This window comes from Mesorhizobium sp. KACC 23794, from assembly GCF_052180275.1.
In the GTDB taxonomy this organism is placed as follows: Bacteria; Pseudomonadota; Alphaproteobacteria; order Rhizobiales; family Rhizobiaceae; genus Kumtagia.
In genome coordinates this window covers 3,369,472-3,384,435 of record NZ_CP197465.1, presented here as the reverse complement: position 1 = coordinate 3,384,435, position 14,964 = coordinate 3,369,472, and the positions used below count along the sequence as shown (strand labels likewise).

Genomic DNA, 14,964 nt, shown 5'->3' with positions numbered 1-14,964 from the left:
ACCCCATGCCGCAGATTTTCTACACCGAAGACCACGAATGGATCAGCGTCGAGGGCGACACGGCGACGGTCGGCATCACCGACTACGCGCAGGAGCAGCTTGGCGACCTCGTCTTCGTCGAACTGCCGGAAGCCGGCAAGACGGTAAAGAAGGGTGATGTCGCGGTCGTTGTCGAATCGGTCAAGGCCGCGTCGGACGTCTACGCCCCGGTCGACGGCCAGATCGTCGACGCCAACGGCGCGCTGTCCTCCGAGCCGGCGCTGGTCAACTCGTCGGCCACCGGCGACGGCTGGCTGTGGAAGATGAGACTCGCCGACAAGGGCCAGTTGGAAGGCCTGATGGACGAGGCCGCCTACAAGAAGCATATCGGCTGAGGCAAGGAATCATGACCGAGAAATCCGAATTCGCCGGCCGGCATATCGGCCCGAGCATCGCCGAGACGCGCGCCATGCTGGCCTCGCTCGGCATACCGTCGCTGGAGACGCTGATCTCGCAGACCGTGCCGCGGTCGATCCGGCTCGGCCGACCGCTCGACCTGCCAGCTCCGGCCACGGAAGCCGAGGCGCTGGCCGAACTGGCGGAAAAAATGTCGGCCAATGTCGTGCTGAAAAGTTTTGTCGGCTTGGGATATCACGGCACGCATGTGCCGCCGGTCATCCTGCGCAACCTGTTCGAGAACCCGGCCTGGTACACGGCCTACACGCCCTATCAGGCCGAGATCAGCCAGGGCCGGCTGGAACTGCTGTTCAACTATCAGACGCTGGCGACCGAACTCACCGGCCTGCCCGTGGCCTCCGCCTCGCTGCTTGACGAGGCGACCGCGCTGGCCGAGGCGGTGGGCATGGCGGTGCGCCATCACAAGGACAAGCGCACGAAGATCGCCTTCGCCAACCAGCCGCATCCGCAGACCCGCGACGTGGTCGAAACCCGTGCGGAGCCGCTGGGCTGGGAGATCGACGGCGACACGATCGACGACAACACGGCGGCCCTCGTCGTCGCATGGCCGGACACTTACGGCGTGTTCGGCGACCATTCCGAAAAAATCGCCGAGGCAAAGGCCGCCGGCGCGATCGTCATCTTCGTCGCCGACCCGCTGGCGCTGACCATCATGCAGACCCCGGCCAGCCTCGGCGCAGACATCGCGGTCGGCTCGATGCAGCGTTTCGGCGTGCCGATCGGTTTTGGCGGCCCGCACGCCGCCTATTGCGCGGTGTCGGACAAGCTCACCCGCCTGATGCCGGGCCGCCTCGTCGGACAATCGGTCGATTCGAAAGGACGTCCCGGTTTTCGACTCGCCTTGCAGACGCGCGAACAGCACATCCGCCGCGACAAGGCGACTTCCAACATCTGCACCGCGCAGGCGCTGTTGGCCAACATGGCCACGGCCTATGCCATCTGGCACGGACCGGAAGGCCTTCAGGCCATCGCAAACCGCGTGCATGGGCTGGCGGCGCGACTGGCCGCCGCGCTGAAGGCGGCAGGCCATACCGTGTTGGGCGAGCATCGCTTCGACGCCGTGACGGTCGAGGTAAAGGGCCAAGCCAAGGAGCTCGCCAAAACAGCGCAGAAGGACGGCCGCCTGCTGCGGATGGTCAATGCCGACCTTGTCGGCATCAGTTTTGACGAGACTTCCACCGAAGCCGACCTCCAGGCCATCGCAGCGCTATTGGATGCGAAGGTCCAAGCGACCGCCGAACGCGCTCTGCCCGGCGCGCCGCGCCCGCTGAAAGGTTTCCTCACCCAGCCGTTCTTCCACGAGAACCGCTCGGAAACCGAGATGATGCGTTTCCTGCGAAGGTTGGCCGACAAGGATCTGGCGCTCGACCGCACTATGATCCCGCTCGGCTCCTGCACCATGAAGCTCAACGCCGCCGCCGAGATGATCCCGGTGTCGTGGCCGAATGTCGCCAATCTGCATCCCTTCGCGCCGAAGGCGCATTCGAAGGGCTACAAATCGATGACCGACGATCTGGAGCGCTGGCTGGCCGAAATCACCGGCTTCCACGCCGTGTCGCTGCAGCCGAACGCCGGCAGCCAGGGCGAATATGCCGGCCTGCTGGCGATCCGCCGCTATCACGAATCGCGTGGCGAGACGAACCGCACCATCTGCCTGATACCCTCCTCCGCTCACGGCACCAATCCGGCCAGTGCGGCGATGGCCGGCATGGACGTCGTGGTGGTGAAATGCACCGACAGCGGCGACATCGACATGGACGACATGCGCGCCAAGGTGGAGCAGCACAAGGCCGATCTGGCGGCGCTGATGATCACCTACCCCTCGACGCACGGCGTGTTCGAGGAGGGTGTCAAGGACCTGACCAAACTGATCCATGACAATGGCGGGCAGGTCTATCTCGACGGCGCCAATCTCAACGCGCTGGTTGGCCTGGCGCGGCCGGGCGACATCGGCGGCGACGTCTGCCACATGAACCTGCACAAGACTTTTTGCATCCCGCATGGCGGAGGCGGACCCGGCGTCGGGCCGATCGGCGTGGCGAAACACCTGGCGCCGTTCCTGCCCGGCCATATCGACCATGGCTCGACCCATCCGGTCTCGGCGGCGCCGTTCGGCAGCGCCTCGATCCTGCCGATCACCTGGATGTATATCCGCATGATGGGCGGCATCGGGCTGAAGAACGCCACCGAAATGGCGATCCTCAACGCAAACTACGTCGCCAACCGCCTCAGCGAGCACTTTCCGGTCCTCTACGCCGGCCGCAACGGCCGCGTGGCGCATGAGTGCATTTTGGACACCCGCGTGCTGAAGGACAGCGCGGGCATCGGCGTCGAGGATGTCGCCAAGCGGCTTATCGACTATGGTTTCCATGCGCCGACCATGTCGTGGCCGGTGGCCGGCACGCTGATGGTCGAGCCGACCGAATCCGAGCCGAAGGTCGAACTCGACCGGTTCTGCGAGGCGATGATTTCCATCGCCAGGGAAGCGGCCAAGGTGGCCTCGGGGGAATGGCCGAAGACGGACAATCCGCTGGTCAACGCCCCGCACACGGCGGCGGAAGCGCTGGCCAGCGAGTGGAGCCATCCCTATTCGCGGCTCGAAGCGGCCTACCCCGCCGCCGACCCGAACGTTGCGGCCAAATACTGGCCGCCGGTGTCGCGCATCGACAATGTCGCGGGCGACCGCAACCTCGTCTGTTCCTGCCCGCCGCTGGCGGACTATCTCGGCGCGGCGGAGTAGCCATACGGCCCGAAAAACATCCCCGCGAGGTCAATGCTCGAAAGGGAACCACAGGGGACAGTTTACTTAATTCCGCAGAAAGGCGCGGCGCTTCAAGGCTGATGCCGGCGGAATTAAGTAAACTGTCCCCGGCATTTGCGCCGGCTCGGCTGCGAACGTCCGACCGATTTTGGCTTATCGAGCGCTGAAGCCGTCCCCAGGCGTGTCTCGGCTTGCGGCCCACTCCAAAGGCTGGCATTCCGCGTCGCGCCGCGTAGTATCGCGCAACGCATACCGGGAGGACGCCTTGCAGACCAAGAAGATCATCAACGACGGCAACAGGGCCGTCGACGAAATGCTGGAAGGCGTGCTCGCCGCCCATCCCAACCACCTTTTCGCCGTCCCCGGCAGCCCACGCTCGATCGTGGCAAAGAACGGCCCGCGCCCCGGAAAAGTCGGCATCGTCATCGGTGGCGGCTCCGGCCACGAGCCGACCTTCCTGGGTTATGTCGGCAAGGGCCTCGCCGACGCTTGCGCAGTCGGCAACGTCTTCGCCTCGCCGCCGCCCGATCCGATCGTCGAATGCGCCAAGGCGGTCAGCGGCGGCGCCGGCGTGCTCTTCCAGTACGGCAACTATGCCGGCGACGTGATGAATTTCGACATGGCCGCAGAGATGGCGGCGATGGACGACATCGAGGTGCGCACGGTGCTGACCACCGACGACGTCGCCACTTCGACCAAAGCCAAGCGTCGCGGCGTGGCCGGCAATTTTTTTGTCTTCAAGGCCGGCGGCGCCGCGGCCGACAAGATGTTTTCCCTCGACGAGGTCGAGCGCATCGCGCGGAAAGCCAACGACCAGACCTTCACCATGGGCGTCGCGCTCTCACCCTGCTCGCTGCCGCAGACGCGGAAGCCGAATTTCGAGATCGGCGACGACGAGATGGAGATCGGCATGGGCATCCATGGCGAACCGGGCGTCCAGCGCGGCAAGCTGAAGACCGCCGACGAGATCGTCGACGAGATGCTCGACCGCATCTTCTCCGAGATGGCGCCGTCGAAGGGCGACAAGGTCGCCGTGCTCGTCAATTCGCTTGGCTCCACGCCGCCCATGGAACTTTACATCATGAACCGCCGCGTCCGGCAGCGCCTGGCCGACATCGGCGTCGGCGTGCATGCGACCTGGGTCGGGCCGTATTGCACCTCCCTCGAAATGGCCGGCGCCTCGGTGACCTTGCACCGGCTCGACGGCGAGTTGCAGGAGATGCTGGAACATCCCTGCGACTGCGCCATGTTCCGCGCCGGCTGATTTTTTTGCTCCTCGGCAATCTCCAAAGCGCGCTCCAGAAATCCGGGATCATTGCATGACAGACATCACCTCCGCCCGCCTGATCGCCATGTTCGGAAAGATCGCCGAGGCAATCGAAGCCGAAAAGGACAGGCTCTGCGCGCTGGACGGCGTGATCGGCGACGCCGACCACGGCATCGCGATGTCCTTGGGCTTTTCTGCTGCGCGTGACGCGGTATCGGCTCTCGACTCCGCCGCCGATCCGACCACGGTGTTCAACACCGCTGCAAAATCGTTCCTCAACGCCGTCGGCGCTTCCTCAGGCCCGCTCTACGCCACTGCCTTCATGCGCGCCGGCGCGGCCATCAAAGGTAAGCCGTCGCTGACGGAGGCAGATTTCATCGCTGCCTTCCAGGCCATGGCCAAAGGCATCCAGGACAGAGGCAAGGCCGAACGCGGTGAAAAGACAATGATCGACGCCTGGCTGCCCGCCGCTGACGCTGCCGGCGAGCGTTTTGCTACCGGTGGCGACCTCGCCGCGTCGCTCGCCGCCGCCGTCGACGCTGCCAAGGCCGGAGCCGAAGCGACAAAAAACATGGTCGCCGCAAAAGGCCGCGCCGAGCGCCTCGGCGAGCGCTCGCTCGGGCATATGGATCCAGGGGCGGCCTCGGCGGTGGTGGTGATCGAGGCGATACGGGAGGCAGTGGCCAACTGAATCTCTCCCCTTGAGGAAGCGGCTTCGAGAGAGCTTTGTGAAACAAGGCGATCGAGACGGGGAAGGGTTGCTTCAGGATGGAGCGCCTCATCACCGACCCCACCCCGCGTCGAAACCTCGCGTGCCGCTCGGTTTTCTCCGCGACCCTCCCCTCAAGGGAGAGGGTAAAGGCGGCGCTACCCGATCGCCGCCGCCGCCCGCCTGAGAATGTCGATATACCCCTCCGCTGCCCAAGCGGAGCGGCCGATGAAGAGCCCGTCGATATGCGGCTGCATGATCAGTTCGGCCGTGTTGCCGGGATTGACGCTGCCGCCGTAAAGCACCGGCGGTGCGGCGGGCAGGATCGCGCCGGCGACCCGCTTGATCAGCGCCTGCTGCTTGTCCGCATAGTCCGCGCTGGCGGGAATACCTTTTTCGCCGATCGCCCAGACCGGCTCGTAGGCGAACAGGATCTGCGTGGATTTGCCTGCGTCGTCAAGGAATTCCAACGCGCCTCTCACCTGCTCCGCCAGCACCGCGTCCGCCCTGCCCGCCTCCCGTTCGGCAAGCGTCTCGCCGACGCAGACCAGCGGCACGAGGCCATGCCGCACCGCCGCTGCCGTCTTCAGGCCGACCGTGCGATCGGTCTCCGCAAAAAACGCGCGCCGCTCGCTGTGGCCGAGTTCGACCCAGTCGAGCCCGCAATCCCGGAGCATCAGCGGTGAAATCTCGCCGGTCCAGGCACCGGCATCCTCCCAATGCATGTTCTGCGCCCCGACCTTGATCCGGCTACCGGACAACGCCGCCTTGACCTGCCGTCCCACCGTGAAGGGCGGAACGACGAAAGGCTGGATGCGTTCGTCGAATCCCGGCAGGAACGCCTTCAGTTTCCCTGCGAAATCCAGCGCTTCGGCCAGTGTCTTGTTCATCTTCCAACTGGTGCCGACAAAATAGGAAGTCACGGCAAGTCCCTTTCAATCGGTTCAGGTTGAGCAATGCCGCATCGAGCCACGAATAGGAACCGGATACTTTGCAAAAAGCCGGAAAGCGTCTGTTTTCCCGAGACATTTTCCATTATGGCGTCGGGCGCATCCAGATTTGCCCCAGTGTGAGGAGATAGACTGCATGGCCCGGATCACCCTTCGCCAGTTGCTCGACCATGCCGCCGAGCACAGCTACGGCGTGCCTGCCTTCAACATCAACAATATGGAGCAGGCGCTGGCGATCATGGAGGCGGCGGACGCCGTCGATGCCCCGGTGATCCTGCAGGCCTCGCGCGGCGCCCGCGCCTACGCCAACGACATCATGCTCAAGCACATGATGGACGCGTTGACCGAGATCTACCCGAACATCCCGGTCTGCGTGCATCTCGACCATGGCAACGAGCCGGGAACCTGTATGACGGCGATCCAGTCCGGTTTCACCTCGGTGATGATGGACGGTTCGCTGAAGGCCGACGGCAAGACGCCCGGCGACTGGGACTACAATGTCGGCGTGACGAAGACGGTGACCGACATGGCGCATCTCGGCGGCATTTCGGTCGAGGGCGAACTCGGCGTGCTCGGCTCGCTGGAGACCGGCATGGGCGACAAGGAGGACGGCCACGGCGCCGAGGGAAAACTCTCCCACGACCAGTTGCTGACCAACCCCGACGAAGCGGTGAAATTCGTCGCCGAAACCAAGGTCGACGCGCTGGCGATCGCCATGGGCACCTCGCACGGCGCATACAAGTTTTCGCGCAAACCCGATGGGGGCGTGCTCGCCATGCATGTCATCGAGGAAATCCATAAAAAACTGCCGAACACGCATCTGGTCATGCACGGCTCGTCCTCGGTGCCGGAGGACCTTCAGGAGATCATCAACCGCTACGGCGGCAAGATGAAGCCGACCTGGGGCGTGCCGGTCGAGGAAATCCAGCGCGGCATCAAGAACGGCGTGCGCAAGATCAACATCGACACCGACAACCGCATGGCGCTGACCGGCCAGATCCGAAAAGTGCTTTCGGAAGACCCGAGCGAGTTCGACCCGCGCAAATATTTGAAACCGGCGATGGCGGCGATGACGAAACTCTGCAAGCAGCGGCTGGAAGAATTCGGCACGGCCGGCAATGCGCAAAAAATCAGGCCGCTGCCGGTGTCAGAGATGGCGAAGCGCTACAAGAGCGGCAGCCTCGACCCGAAATTCGGTTGACGAGCCCGCTCCAACCCTCGCGACCTGCCGCCAGATGACAAACGGGGCCTTTCGGCCCCGTTGCTTATTTCGAAGTCAGTCGGCGTTTCAGCCGTTCGCCGCCGCAACCGCCCGCTTCGCCATGACCACCACGAGGTTGGCGCGATACTCGGCCGAGGCGTGCAGGTCGCTCATCAGCCCTGCGCTCGGCACGGACAGGCCTTCCAGCGCGGCGGCCTCGAACTTTTTCGCCAGCGCAGCCTCGATCGGCTTCGAGCGGAACACGCCGTCCTCGCCGGCCCCGGTCACCGCGACGCGCACCCCGTCCTTGCCCTTCACCGCGAACACGCCGGTCATGGCGTAGCGCGAGGCAGGGTTCGGGAACTTTGAATAACCAGCCTTGGCCGGCGCCGTGAAGGTCACACCGGTGACGATCTCGCCCTCCTTCAGCGCCGTCTCGAACAGGCCGGTGAAGAATTTTTCCGCCGAAATCTCGCGCTTGTTGGTGACGATGGTGGCGCCGAGCGCCAGCATCGCCGCCGGATAATCCGCCGCCGGATCGTTGTTGGCGATCGAGCCGCCGATCGTGCCGCGATGGCGCACATGCGGGTCGCCGATATGCGCGGCCAGATGACAGATCGCCGGGCAGACAGCCTTCAGCTTGGCGTTGGTTGCGACCTCGGCGTGGGTTGTCCCGCCGCCGATCGTCACGGTCTTGCCGGAGACGGTGATGCCCTTGAGTTCGGCGATATGCGCCAGGTCGACAAGGTCCGACGGCGCGGCCAGCCGCGTCTTCATCGCCGGGATCAGCGTCATGCCGCCCGACAGGAATTTCGCGTCGCCCTTCTTGGACAGTTTCGCCGCATCGGCGACGGATGAAGCGCGGTGGTAATTAACGGAATACATGTGGTTTCTCCCTCCGGGAGAAGAGCGAATAGGGAGTAGCGAATAGCGAATAGGGAGTGCTTCCCGACTGCTCTGCGCTTCTCTTCCCTATTCGCTACTCCCTATTCGCTATTCGCTTCTTTTCGCTTCAGTCTCAGTGCTTCGCCACCGTCCGCGCCGCCGCCCAGACCCTCTGCGGCGTCGCCGGCATGGCGAGTTCGTTAGTGCCCAGCGCATCCGTGATGGCATTGATCACCGCCGGCGGCGAGCCGATGGCACCGGCCTCGCCGCAGCCCTTGATGCCGAGCGGGTTGCCTGGGCAAGGCGTGTTGGAGGTCGAGACCTTGAACGACGGCAGATCGTCGGCGCGCGGCATGGTGTAATCCATGTAGCTCGCCGTGATCAGCTGTCCGCCGGCATCGTAGAATGCGCCTTCGAGCAGCGCCTGGCCGACGCCCTGGGCGATGCCGCCATGCACCTGTCCCTCGACGATCATCGGGTTGATGACGTTGCCGAAATCGTCCGCCGCCACGAACTGGATGATCTTCGTCACCCCCGTCTCGGGATCGACCTCGACCTCGCAGATGTAGCAGCCGGCCGGGAAGGTGAAGTTCGACGGATCGTAGAAAGCACCTTCCTTCAAACCGGGTTCCATGCCCGAAGGGAGGTTGTGCGCGGTGTAGGCGGCGAGCGCCATCTGGAACCAGGGCACGTTCTTGTCGGTGCCGGCCACCTTCAGCGCGCCGTTCTCGATGACGATGTCGGCCTCGTCGGCCTCCATCAGATGCGCTGCGATCTTCTTGGCCTTGGCCTCGACCTTGTCGAGCGCCTTGACGATCGCCGACATGCCGACCGCGCCGGAGCGCGAGCCGTAGGTGCCCATGCCCATCTGCACCTTGTCGGTGTCGCCATGCACGATCGACACGCTGTCGATCGGCACGCCGAAGCGGTCCGCGACAAGCTGGGCAAATGTGGTCTCGTGGCCCTGGCCGTGGCTATGCGAGCCAGTCAACACTTCCACCGTGCCGACCGCGTTGACGCGCACTTCGGCGCTCTCCCACAGGCCGACGCCGGCGCCGAGCGAACCGACAGCCGCCGACGGCGCGATGCCGCAGGCCTCGATGTAGCAGCTCATACCGATGCCGCGCAGCATGCCGTTCTTGGCGGCGGCAGCCTTGCGGGCCGGAAAACCGGCATAGTCGGCAGCTTGCATCGCCGCGTCGAGCGAGGCAGCATAGTCGCCCGCGTCATAGCACATGATCACCGGCGTCTGATGCGGGAACTGCGTGACGAAGTTTTTCCGCCTCAACTCCGCCGGGCTTACGCCGAGCTCGCGCGCCGCCGTCTCCATAGTGCGCTCGACCAGATAGGTGGCTTCCGGCCGCCCTGCCCCGCGATACGCATCCACCGGCGCGGTGTTGGTGTAGACCGTGCGCACATTGGCGTGGATCGCCGGGATGTTGTACTGCCCCGACAGCAGCGTCGCATAGAGATAGGTCGGCACCGACGACGAGAACAGCGACATGTAGGCGCCCAGGTTGGCGACCGTGTCGACCTTGAAGCCGATGATTCGGTTGTCCTTGTCGAAGGCCATCTGGACCTCCGAATAATGGTCGCGGCCATGCGCGTCGGTCAAAAAGCTCTCGGTACGGTCGGCGACCCATTTGACCGGAACGCCGGTCTTCTTCGAGGCCCACAGGCAGACGAGCTCTTCCGGATAGATGAAGATCTTCGACCCGAAACCGCCACCGACGTCCGGCGCGATGACGCGCAGCTTGTTTTCCGGCGCGACGTTGTAGAAGGCGCTCATGACCAGGCGCGCCACATGCGGGTTTTGCGAGGTGGTCCAGCAGGTATAGTGGTCCTCGCCCTTGTCGTAGTGGCCGAGGGCGGCGCGCGGCTCCATGGCGTTGGGCACCAGCCGGTTGTTGACGATGCGCATCTTCGTCACATGCGCCGCGGCGGCGATCGCCGCGTCCGTCGCCTTGGCGTCGCCGATCTCCCAGTCGAAGATCAGGTTGTTTTCGGCTTCCGGGTGAAGCTGCGGCGCGCCCTTCTTCAGCGCGTCCATGGCGTTCGCCACCGCCTTCTTCTCCTTGTAGGTGACCTCGACGGCTTCCGCCGCGTCCCGCGCCTGGCCCTTGGTGTCGGCCACGACGATCACCACAGCGTCGCCGACATAGCGCACCCGGTCGAATGCCAGAGGCGACCACGCGCCCATCTTCATCGGCGTGCCGTCCTTGGAGTGGATCATCCAGCCGCAGATCAGATTGCCGATGCCGTCGGCCTTGAGTTCCTTGCCGGTGAGCACGCCAATGACGCCCGGCATGGCCTTGGCCTTGGAAACGTCGATCTTCTTGATGTCGGCATGCGCGTGCGGACTGCGCACGAATGCGGCATGTTTCATGCCGGGCACGACCATGTCGTCGACATAGCGCCCGTTGCCTGTGATGAACCGTTTGTCTTCCTTGCGCGCGACCCGTGCGCCGATGCCTTCGATGCCCATGATTGGTTTCCTCCCGGAACTTCAGTAGCGAATAGCGAATAGGGAGTAGCGAGTAGGGGAAGTGCAGCAGCGATGGCGGGAAAATCCCTATTCGCTATTCGCTACTCCCTATTCGCTCCCCTCTCACGCCGCCTTCTTCGCCTTGCCCTTGCCCTTCGACATCGCCTCGGACGCCGCAAGGATCGCCTTGACGATGTTGTGGTAGCCCGTGCAGCGGCAGATGTTGCCTTCCAGCTCTGCGCGCACCGTCGCTTCGTCGAGGCCGTCGGGATGGCGGTTGATCATGTCGGTGGCCGACATGATCATGCCGGGCGTGCAGAAGCCGCATTGCAGCCCGTGATGCTCCTTGAAGGCTGCCTGCACAGGGTGCAGGTCGGCGCCGTCGGCGAGCCCCTCGATGGTCACCACCGTGGAACCGGACGCCTGGGCCGTGAGGATCGTGCAGGATTTGACCGCCTTGCCGTCGACGTGAACGACGCAGGCCCCGCATTGCGACGTGTCGCAACCGACATGGGTGCCCGTAAGCCCCAGATTTTCCCGCAGGAAATGGACCAGGAGGGTCCGGTCCTCGACCGACGCCCCCACCTTTCGTCCATTCACGGTTAGTGAAACGTCCGACATATTGCCTGCCTCCCTCGGTAGGTATTCAGCGCGGTCGGCTCTCCGGCGTCCCGCGGATCGAACTATGACGAACGAAGCGCAAACACCACGATCCTGATCGCCGGTATCGAGAATGCAGCCGCCCCGCGCGGACCGTATATTGTACTTAAGACGATAAGGCCCGCAGCCACAGCATTGCAAAACTTCGGCGCTCGGACAAGAATGCATTCGGCACCTGCGCGCACGACGCGCAAAATGATGAGGGCCGGAGGAAAGGCTGGAGGAGTTGGCGCGAGTCTGCTCGGAGACAAGCTACGGCTGCGGGCTGACGGTGGTCAGCACCGACAAGCCGGACCCGCAGGCGTTCGCCCGCGAGGTGGCGCGCGCCGCGGCAGCCGGCGGCGCGGGTTTTGCGCTGTTTTTCTTCTCGCAAACCCTTGTGCGCGCTGAAGACCTTTCGGCGGCGATCTCGCAGCATGCGCCGGCCCTGCATCACGCCGGCTGCTCGACCGCGGGCGAGATCACGCCGGCCGGGCTGGAGGAAGGCCATATGCTGGCCATCCTGTTCCCCGCAGCGAGCTTCACCATCGCCAGCGCGATGATTCCCAACCTGTCCGGCTCCGGCATGGAATCGATCGCTGCGCAGGTCGGCGCGCTGCGGCGCTCGCTGGCGGCGCATACCGGCCGGCTGTCGTCGGGCAACGCCTTCGCGCTCTGCCTCATCGACGGGCTGTCCTTCGCCGAGGAATCGGTCACGTCGGCGATCCATTGGGGGCTGGACGACATCCCGCTGGTCGGCGGCTCGGCCGGCGACGATTTGCGCTTCCAAGCGACCACGCTGATTTCCAACGGCGTCGTCGCCACCGATTGCGCCATCGTCATCCTGATGGCGACCGACGTGCCCTTCCATGTCTTCAAGACCGAGAACTTCGTACCGACCGACGAGAAGCTGGTGGTGACCGCCGCCGATCCCAACCGGCGCATCGTCCAGGAGTTCAACGCAACCTCGGCATCGGAGGAATTCGCCCATGCGGTCGGCGTCCTGCCCGATGCGCTGACGCCGCTGAGTTTCGCCTCGCACCCGGTGGTGGTCCGCGTCGGCGGCGAATATTATTGCCGCTCGATCCAGAAGCTCAACCCGGACGGCTCGCTCTCCTTCTTCTGCGCCATCGACGACGGCATCGTGCTGTCCATCGCCGAGCCGACCGACATGGTCGAATCGACCCGCGCCGCGCTGCGGGACGTCGGCGAGAAGGTCGGCGGCATCGACGTCATCCTCGGCTTCGACTGCGTGCTGCGGCGGCTCGACGCCCGCAACCGCCAGGTGCTGAGGGATATCTCCGACCTCTACCAGACCAGCAATCTCATCGGCTTCGGCACCTATGGCGAGCAGTACCGCACCATGCACTTGAACCAGACGCTGACCGGCATCGCCTTCGGCCACCGTCAGGCCGCCGAGTAGGAGCCTGCGTCCTATGCTGATGGACGAGATCACCGACATCCAGCGGCTGCGCAAGATCAACGCGGCGCTGATCTCGCGCGTCGAGCGCGCCATGGACCAGCAGGGCAACGCCTTCTCGCTGTTCCAGACGGCGATCAACCTCGAGAGCCGCGTGCGCAACCGCACCGAGGAACTGCGCTCCACGCTGCGACGGCTGGAGGAATCCAACATCGACCTGTTCGCGGCCAAGGAAGCCGCCGAACTCGCCAACCTGTCGAAGACGCGGTTCCTCGCCGCCGCCAGCCATGACGTCTTGCAGCCGCTCAACGCCGCGAATCTTTCCGTTTCGGCGCTATCGGACCTGCAGACCACGGAAGAGGGCCACAGGCTGGTCGGCCAGGTCGAACGTTCGCTGACCACCATCGGCAACCTCCTCCAGACGCTGCTCGACATCTCGAAGCTCGACGCTGGCGTGGTCATGCCGGAGGTCGCGGAGATCCCGCTGGACCAGCTCTTCTCCTCGATCAAGTCGGACTTTCAGCCGATCGCCGAGCAGAAGGGGCTGAAGTTCCGCTTCCGCGCCAGCAATTCGGTGGTGCGTTCCGACCAGACCATGCTGCGCAGGCTGCTGCAGAACATCGTCTCCAACGCCGTGCGCTACACCCGCTCGGGCGGCGTGCTGGTCGGCGCGCGGCGGCGCGCGGGTATCATCCGTATCGAGGTCGCCGACACCGGTTGCGGCATCCCGCACGAGCATCGTGATGCGGTGTTCGAGGAATTCCATCGCGGGCCGGGCGCGGTCGAAAGCGACGTTTCAGGCGCCGGCCTCGGCCTCGGCCTGTCGATCGTGCGCAGGATGGCCGAAGCGCTCGGCCACCGCATCGGCTTCTCGTCGGTGGTTGGCCGCGGCACGGTGTTCTGGCTGGAGGTGCCTGCCGCCGCGACGCGCCCGCCGGCGGTCATCGAGGCGACCGGCGAGAGCAAGCGCCCGCGCGGCTACGGCCTGTTCGGCACGAAAGTGCTGCTGATCGAGAACGACCTCGGCGTGCTGGAGGCCATGATGGCGCTGCTGGCCCGCTGGCAATGCGTGGTGCGCCCGGCCACCTCGTCCGACGCCGCGCTCCAGACGCTGGGCGACACCGACTGGGTGCCCGACGTCATCATCGCCGACCAGCACCTTGAAGGCGGCGACCTCGGCACCCAGACGATCGCCTATGCCCGCAACTACCTCGCCCGCAACGTGCCTGCGCTGGTCATCACCGGCGACAGCTCTCCAGCACTTGCCCAGATAACCCGCGCCTCCGGCATCGAACTGATGCGCAAGCCGGTCAAGCCCGCGCAATTAAGGGCGCTGCTGGCGCATTTGCTGGCGTAGCGAATAGCGAATAGCGAATAGCGAATAGCGAATAGCGAATAGCGAATAGCGAATAGCGAATAGAAGCAGATACCTGAATCTCCCTATTCGCTACTCCCTATTCGCTATTCGCTCTCTTCACTTCGCTATTCGCTCTCCTAAAATCCCTGCTCCCGAAACAGATCCGCATTGTCGAGCTTCGAAACCTCGATCACGGCCTGGGTACGGCTGTAGACGTTGAGCTTGCGCAATATCTCCGAGACATGCGCCTTCACGGTGGTCTCGCCGACCTGCAGCTCGAAGGCGATCTGCTTGTTGAGCAGGCCCTGCCGCAGCATCTGCAGCACGCGCAGCTGCTGCGGCGTCAGCTTGCCCAGCCGGCGCACCATGTCGGCGCGGTCGGCGCTTTCCGGCTCGGGCGGCCGGTCGCCGTAATTCTGCGGGACGTAGACCGCGCCCTCCATGACGGAGCGGATCGCCGAGGCAAGATCGTCCTTGCGCGCCGATTTCGGGATGAAGCCGGCTGCACCGTAGGACAGCGCCTCCGACACGATCTTCGGCTCCTCATGCCCCGACACGATCACCACCGGCAGCCGCGGATGGCGGGTGCGCAGTTGCAGCAACCCGTCGAAGCCATGCACGTCGGGCATGCTGAGATCGAGCAGCGCCAGGTCGAAGGGCAGCGAGCCGGACAGGATCTCCAGTGCTTCGGAGATCGACTTCGCCTCGACCGTGTCGACCTCTGGGTAGGCCATGCGGACAGCGCTGTGCAGCGCCTCGCGGAACAGCGGATGGTCGTCGATGATGAGGAAGCGCGTGGCGTCGCTTGTGTGGTTCATTTCAATTCCAGCCGTC

At 64.7% G+C, this 14,964-nt stretch carries 12 protein-coding genes; 7 read left to right on the top strand and 5 right to left on the bottom strand.

Features of this window, described 5'->3' with window-relative positions:
- Positions 1-5: 5 nt before the first annotated feature.
- From gcvH to dhaL, 4 genes are all read left to right on the top strand, one after another.
- Positions 6-374: a glycine cleavage system protein GcvH gene (gcvH, locus tag ACSBOB_RS16510; RefSeq protein ID WP_442583463.1), complete on the top strand. Its 369-nt coding sequence runs from the start codon at positions 6-8 to the stop codon at positions 372-374.
- A gap of 11 nt (positions 375-385) precedes the next feature.
- Positions 386-3,196, top strand: coding sequence for an aminomethyl-transferring glycine dehydrogenase (gene gcvP / locus ACSBOB_RS16505; protein ID WP_442583462.1), 2,811 nt, complete (start codon positions 386-388; stop codon positions 3,194-3,196).
- A 286-nt stretch (positions 3,197-3,482) separates the two neighbouring features.
- Positions 3,483-4,481, top strand: a complete 999-nt coding sequence (locus ACSBOB_RS16500; protein WP_442583461.1) for a dihydroxyacetone kinase subunit DhaK — start codon at positions 3,483-3,485, stop codon at positions 4,479-4,481.
- A 55-nt stretch (positions 4,482-4,536) separates the two neighbouring features.
- Positions 4,537-5,175 (top strand): dihydroxyacetone kinase subunit DhaL, encoded by a 639-nt coding sequence (dhaL, locus tag ACSBOB_RS16495; RefSeq protein ID WP_442583460.1) that lies wholly within the window; start codon positions 4,537-4,539, stop codon positions 5,173-5,175.
- Between the two features lie 176 nt (positions 5,176-5,351).
- Here dhaL and ACSBOB_RS16490 read toward each other — a convergent pair whose 3' ends face one another.
- Positions 5,352-6,116, bottom strand: coding sequence for a triose-phosphate isomerase (locus tag ACSBOB_RS16490; RefSeq protein WP_442583459.1), 765 nt, complete (start codon positions 6,114-6,116; stop codon positions 5,352-5,354).
- A gap of 163 nt (positions 6,117-6,279) precedes the next feature.
- On the opposite strand from ACSBOB_RS16490, the gene fba reads away from it, so the two are divergent.
- The gene (gene fba, locus ACSBOB_RS16485) at positions 6,280-7,344 is read left to right on the top strand and encodes a class II fructose-bisphosphate aldolase (RefSeq protein WP_442583458.1); all 1,065 of its coding nucleotides are present in this window, start codon (positions 6,280-6,282) and stop codon (positions 7,342-7,344) included.
- A gap of 87 nt (positions 7,345-7,431) precedes the next feature.
- Here the strand turns inward: fba and ACSBOB_RS16480 are convergent, their stop codons facing one another.
- From ACSBOB_RS16480 to ACSBOB_RS16470, 3 genes are all read right to left on the bottom strand, one after another.
- Positions 7,432-8,229 carry an FAD binding domain-containing protein gene (locus ACSBOB_RS16480; protein ID WP_442583457.1) on the bottom strand — a complete coding sequence of 266 codons (798 nt, stop codon included), beginning with the start codon at positions 8,227-8,229 and terminating at the stop codon, positions 7,432-7,434.
- 133 nt (positions 8,230-8,362) lie between these two features.
- A complete protein-coding gene (locus ACSBOB_RS16475) occupies positions 8,363-10,714 on the bottom strand; it encodes a xanthine dehydrogenase family protein molybdopterin-binding subunit (protein WP_442583456.1) in 2,352 nt (783 codons plus the stop codon).
- A gap of 123 nt (positions 10,715-10,837) precedes the next feature.
- Complete coding sequence (locus ACSBOB_RS16470) at positions 10,838-11,335, bottom strand: (2Fe-2S)-binding protein (protein WP_442583455.1); 498 nt, start codon at positions 11,333-11,335, stop codon at positions 10,838-10,840.
- Between the two features lie 265 nt (positions 11,336-11,600).
- Here ACSBOB_RS16470 and ACSBOB_RS16465 point away from each other — a divergent pair, with 265 nt between their 5' ends.
- Both ACSBOB_RS16465 and ACSBOB_RS16460 read left to right on the top strand, forming a co-directional pair.
- Positions 11,601-12,776 carry an FIST N-terminal domain-containing protein gene (locus tag ACSBOB_RS16465; protein ID WP_442583454.1) on the top strand — a complete coding sequence of 392 codons (1,176 nt, stop codon included), beginning with the start codon at positions 11,601-11,603 and terminating at the stop codon, positions 12,774-12,776.
- Between the two features lie 13 nt (positions 12,777-12,789).
- The gene (locus tag ACSBOB_RS16460; protein ID WP_442583453.1) at positions 12,790-14,130 is read left to right on the top strand and encodes an ATP-binding protein; all 1,341 of its coding nucleotides are present in this window, start codon (positions 12,790-12,792) and stop codon (positions 14,128-14,130) included.
- 137 nt (positions 14,131-14,267) lie between these two features.
- On the opposite strand, the gene ACSBOB_RS16455 is transcribed toward ACSBOB_RS16460, so the two are convergent.
- On the bottom strand, positions 14,268-14,948 hold the full coding sequence (locus ACSBOB_RS16455) for a response regulator (protein ID WP_442583452.1): 681 nt from the start codon (positions 14,946-14,948) through the stop codon (positions 14,268-14,270).
- Positions 14,949-14,964: the final 16 nt, after the last annotated feature.

Coding starts and splice junctions, on each gene's coding strand:
- gcvH (WP_442583463.1), top strand. CDS start 6: ATGCCGCAGATTTTCTACACCGAAGACCACGAATGGATCAGCGTCGAG.
- gcvP (WP_442583462.1), top strand. CDS start 386: ATGACCGAGAAATCCGAATTCGCCGGCCGGCATATCGGCCCGAGCATC.
- dhaL (WP_442583460.1), top strand. CDS start 4,537: ATGACAGACATCACCTCCGCCCGCCTGATCGCCATGTTCGGAAAGATC.
- fba (WP_442583458.1), top strand. CDS start 6,280: ATGGCCCGGATCACCCTTCGCCAGTTGCTCGACCATGCCGCCGAGCAC.
- ACSBOB_RS16480 (WP_442583457.1), bottom strand. CDS start 8,229: ATGTATTCCGTTAATTACCACCGCGCTTCATCCGTCGCCGATGCGGCG.
- ACSBOB_RS16475 (WP_442583456.1), bottom strand. CDS start 10,714: ATGGGCATCGAAGGCATCGGCGCACGGGTCGCGCGCAAGGAAGACAAA.
- ACSBOB_RS16470 (WP_442583455.1), bottom strand. CDS start 11,335: ATGTCGGACGTTTCACTAACCGTGAATGGACGAAAGGTGGGGGCGTCG.
- ACSBOB_RS16460 (WP_442583453.1), top strand. CDS start 12,790: ATGCTGATGGACGAGATCACCGACATCCAGCGGCTGCGCAAGATCAAC.
- ACSBOB_RS16455 (WP_442583452.1), bottom strand. CDS start 14,948: ATGAACCACACAAGCGACGCCACGCGCTTCCTCATCATCGACGACCAT.